A 4,470-nucleotide genomic window follows, 5' to 3' on the forward strand; every position below is an offset into this window, starting at 1 on the left:
TGGACCCCGGCCTTAGCCGGGGTGACGCTTGCGAGTTTTGAGCCTTCTACAAAGGTCTACCGGACGTAAGAGATATGGCGATCACAGATACCGACGAGGCCCTGTTCGCGGCCGCCGAAGCCATTCGCGCAAAAGCCTACGCGCCCTATTCAAAATTCACCGTCGGTGCGGCCATCCTCGCCGATGACGGAAAAATCTATTCCGGCTGCAATATCGAAAACGCCGCCTATCCGCAGGGCAACTGCGCTGAAACCTCGGCTATCGCGGCCATGATCGCGGGCGGCGCCCGTCGCATCAAGCGCATCTACGTCACCGGTCCCGGCCTCGCCCCCGTTACCCCCTGCGGCGGCTGCCGCCAGCGCATCCGCGAATTCGCCGATCTCGATGTGGAAGTCATCTCCCACGGCATCGATGGCGAGCCGCTGGTGCAAACCCTCGGGCAATTGCTGCCCCATTCTTTCGGTCCGGAGTTCCTCGGCAAATGACCAAAGCCGCCAAAATCATCCAGAAGATCGCCGGCAAGGAACCCATCTCTGCGGCCCTCGTCCTCGGCTCGGGCCTCTCCGCCATTGCCGACACGCTCGAAGACAAGGTGATCATTCCCTATTCCGAGCTCAAAGATTTTCCCGGTGCCGGCGTCTCCGGCCATGGCCGCGATCTCGTCCTCGGCATCATGGGCGGCAAGCGCATCGCCATTCTTACGGGCCGCGAGCACTACTATGAGCACGGTAATCCAGCCGCCATGCGCCCCGCGCTCGAAACCATGGCAGAGCTTGGCGCAGAAACCCTGCTGCTGACCAATTCCGCCGGCTCCCTCGACCAGCGTTATCAGCCGGGCGACCTGATGCTGATCTCCGATCACATCAACTACAACGGCCTCAATCCCTTGATCGGCGAGCCAACCGACCGTCGTTTTGTCAACATGGTCGACTGCTACAACCCCGACTACCGCGCCAAGGCAAAGGCCGCGGCGGAACGTCTGGGCATTGCCCTCGGGGAGGGCATATACTTCTGGTACTCCGGTCCGAGCTTCGAAACGCCGGCCGAAATCCAGATGGCAATCCGCCTCGGCGCCAACGCCGTCGGCATGTCCACTGTGCCTGAAGCAATTCTCGGGCGCTTCTACGGCCTAAAAGTATGGGCCTGCTCGTCCATCACCAATATGGGCGCAGGTCTTTCGAGCGAAAACATCAGCCATGAGCATACCAAAACCATGGCGGTGCAAGGGGCGGCAAAGCTGCAAAAGCTGATACCCGTCCTGGTGGAGGAGCTATGAGTCTCAAAGTCGTCGACAGCACCGTGAGCCACGCCCCGGCCCACAAGCGCAATCCCGGCTACCCGCTTGATCTCGATTGGGTCGAACGCGTCCGCATGAACCGTTCGGCCCTCGAGCGCCGCGCCGGCTCCATCGGCGCCCGCCGTACGGTGAAAAAGGACTACCAGCTTGCCTGGCTCCTAAAAGCTATCACCCTGATCGACCTGACGACCCTCAATGCCGACGACACCGCCGGCCGCGTCGAGCGCCTCTGCGCCAAGGCCCGCAATCCCTTGCGCAGCGATATCGTCGAAAAGCTCGGCGTTGGGGATCTTCGCATCCTCCCCGGCGCCGTCTGCGTCTACCACACCTTCGTCAAAACCGCCGTCGACGCATTGGAGGGCACCGGCATCCCCGTCGCCGCCGTCTCGACCGCTTTCCCCCACGGTCTCGCCCCCGTCGAAACCAAGATCGCCGAGATCGAGGCTTCGGTGAAAGACGGCGCCAAGGAAATCGACATCGTCATCGAGCGCGGCATGGTCCTGCGCGGTGATTGGCAGGCGCTCTACGATCAGGTTCGCGCCTTCCGCAAAGCCTGCGGCGACGCGCACATCAAGACGATTTTGGGCACCGGTGAACTCGCCACCCAGACCAACATCGCCAAGGCCTCGCTCGTCTGCATGCTGGCCGGCGCCGATTTCATCAAGACCTCGACCGGCAAGGAAAAGGTCAACGCCAATCTCGTCACCTCGCTGACCATGATCCGCATGATCCGCTGGTTCGGCGAAGAGACCGGCATCGAAATCGGCTACAAACCAGCCGGCGGCATCGCCACGGCGGGCGACGCGCTAAAATACATGGCGCTGATGAAGGAGGAGCTAGGCACGCCTTACCTAACTCCCCATCTGTTCCGCTTCGGTGCTAGCAGTCTGCTAACCGATATAGAGCGCCAACTCGAACATGGCCTCACCGGCCACTACGCTGCAGATTACCGCCAGCCGATGGTGTGAGGCCCCAAATGAACAAGATCGCGCAAATCTTCGAATCTCTCGAATACGGCCCCGCACCCGAAACGCCGGACCAGGCAAACGCCTGGCTCGACAGCAAAAATCGTAAGTTCGGCCACTTCATCAACGGCGCCTGGACCGCCCCCGGCAAGACCTTTGCCTCGACCAATCCAGCCAACGGCGAAAAACTCGCCGAAATCACCGACGGCACCTCTGCCGACGTCGATGCCGCCGTCAAAGCCGCCCGCGCCGCGTTCCCGCTTTGGAGCAAGCTAAGTGGTTATGAGCGTGGGAAATTTCTCTACGCCATCGCCCGCATGATCCAGAAGCACAGCCGCCTTTTCGCTGTGCTCGAAACCATGGACAACGGCAAACCGATCCGAGAAAGCCGCGATGCCGATATCCCCTTGGTAGCACGGCACTTTTACCACCACGCCGGCTGGGCAACGCATCTCGAACGCGAATTCCCCGACCACGTCCCCTACGGCGTCTGCGGCCAGATCATCCCCTGGAATTTCCCGCTGTTGATGCTGGCCTGGAAGATCGCCCCGGCCCTCGCCGCCGGCAATACGGTCGTCCTGAAACCTGCGGAATTCACCTCGCTCACTGCGCTCTTGTTCGCTGAAATCTGCGAACGCGTCGGTCTCCCCAAGGGCGTCGTCAATATCGTCACGGGCGAAGGCGACACCGGCGCTGCGCTGGTAAACCATTCTGACGTCGACAAAATCGCCTTCACCGGCTCGACCGAAGTCGGCAAAATTATCCGCGCTGCCACGGCCGGATCGGGCAAGGGCCTCTCGCTCGAACTGGGCGGCAAGAGCCCCTATATCGTCTTTGAAGACGCCGATCTCGACTCTGCCGTTGAAGGCCTCGTTGAAGCCATCTGGTTCAACCAGGGTCAGGTCTGCTGCGCCGGCTCACGTCTTCTCGTCCAAGAGTCCATCGAAGAGCGCTTTCTCACCAAGGTGAAGAAGCGCATGGCCAATCTCCGCGTCGGTGATCCCCTTGATAAATCAGTCGATATCGGCGCGCTGGTTGCTCCTGTGCAGGTCGAGCGCATCCGCGACCTGATGAAAAAGGGCGTCGCCGAAGGCGCTGTAGTCTATGAGCCCGATGGCTCGGTCCCGGCCAATGGCTGTTTCCTGAAACCTGCCCTCGTCACCAATGTCTCGCCCGCTAACACCCTTGTTGCAGAAGAGATTTTTGGCCCCGTCCTCGTGGCGATGAGCTTCCGCACGCCCGAGGAAGCCGTGGCTCTCGCCAACAACACCCGCTACGGCCTCGCTGCGACGCTCTGGAGCGAGAACATCAATCTCGCCCTCGACATCGCACCGAAGCTCAAGGCCGGTGTCATCTGGATCAACGGCACCAATCAGTTCGATGCCGCCGTCGGTTTCGGCGGCTACAAGGAATCCGGCTACGGCCGCGAAGGTGGCCGCGAAGGTATGGGGGCCTATCTGAAACCCAGGTGGGAGAAGGACTTAAAGCCTACTCCCGTTGCCAAAGCTGTGCCCGCAAAAGCCGCAAGCCCGCTTGATGCCGGCCATCTCGACCAGACGGCCAAGATGTATATCGCCGGCAAGCAGGCCCGCCCGGATAGCGGCTACAACCGCCCCGTCCACGGCGCCAAGGGCGATCTCGTCGGCGAAGTCGGCGATGGCAACCGCAAGGACATCCGCAACGCCGTTGAAGCCGCCCGTGCAGCCCTCGGCTGGGGCACGACTGCGGCCCATTCGCGTGCACAGATCCTCTACTTCCTTGCCGAAAATCTCGACTACCGCCGCGATGAGTTCGCTGCCCGCATCAAGGCGCAGACCGGCGAAGACGGCTCTAAGGAAGTCGACCAATCCGTCGAGCGCCTCTTCGCCTTCGCCGGCTGGGCCGACAAATATGATGGTGCCGTCCACAATCCGCCCATGCGCGCTGTCGCTGCCGCCATGGTCGAGCCGCTTGGCGTCATCGGCGTGATCGCGCCACCGTCGCGCCCGCTGCTCGGTTCTATTGCCCTGATCGCCCCGGCGCTTGCCATGGGCAACACGGTCGTGCTGGTCCCGTCCGACCGCTCGCCGCTCTCGATGACCGATTTCTACCAGGTGCTCGAAACCTCCGACATGCCCTCGGGTGTCGTCAATATCGTCACGGGCGAAAGTGTCAGTCTCGCCAAGACCTTGGCCGAGCATGACGGCGTCGACGGCCTCTGGTTTGCTG

General features: G+C 61.9%; 4 protein-coding genes. All 4 read left to right on the forward strand.

The window, feature by feature from the left end:
- The first annotated feature begins 80 nt into the window (after positions 1–80).
- The gene (locus J0I64_RS07895) at positions 81–485 is read left to right on the forward strand and encodes a cytidine deaminase (protein ID WP_291407053.1); all 405 of its coding nucleotides are present in this window, start codon (positions 81–83) and stop codon (positions 483–485) included.
- Positions 482–1,276 carry a purine-nucleoside phosphorylase gene (locus J0I64_RS07900; RefSeq protein WP_291407050.1) on the forward strand — a complete coding sequence of 265 codons (795 nt, stop codon included), beginning with the start codon at positions 482–484 and terminating at the stop codon, positions 1,274–1,276. Before J0I64_RS07895 ends, J0I64_RS07900 begins: the two co-directional genes overlap by 4 nt.
- Positions 1,273–2,265 carry a deoxyribose-phosphate aldolase gene (gene deoC, locus J0I64_RS07905; protein WP_291407051.1) on the forward strand — a complete coding sequence of 331 codons (993 nt, stop codon included), beginning with the start codon at positions 1,273–1,275 and terminating at the stop codon, positions 2,263–2,265. The genes J0I64_RS07900 and deoC overlap by 4 nt, the downstream gene beginning before the upstream one ends.
- 8 nt (positions 2,266–2,273) lie before the next feature.
- The coding region (locus tag J0I64_RS07910; protein ID WP_291407052.1) for an aldehyde dehydrogenase family protein at positions 2,274–4,470 on the forward strand (2,197 nt) is incomplete at its 3' end.

The organism is Devosia sp., from assembly GCF_017307565.1.
Lineage (GTDB): Bacteria > Pseudomonadota > Alphaproteobacteria > Rhizobiales > Devosiaceae > Devosia.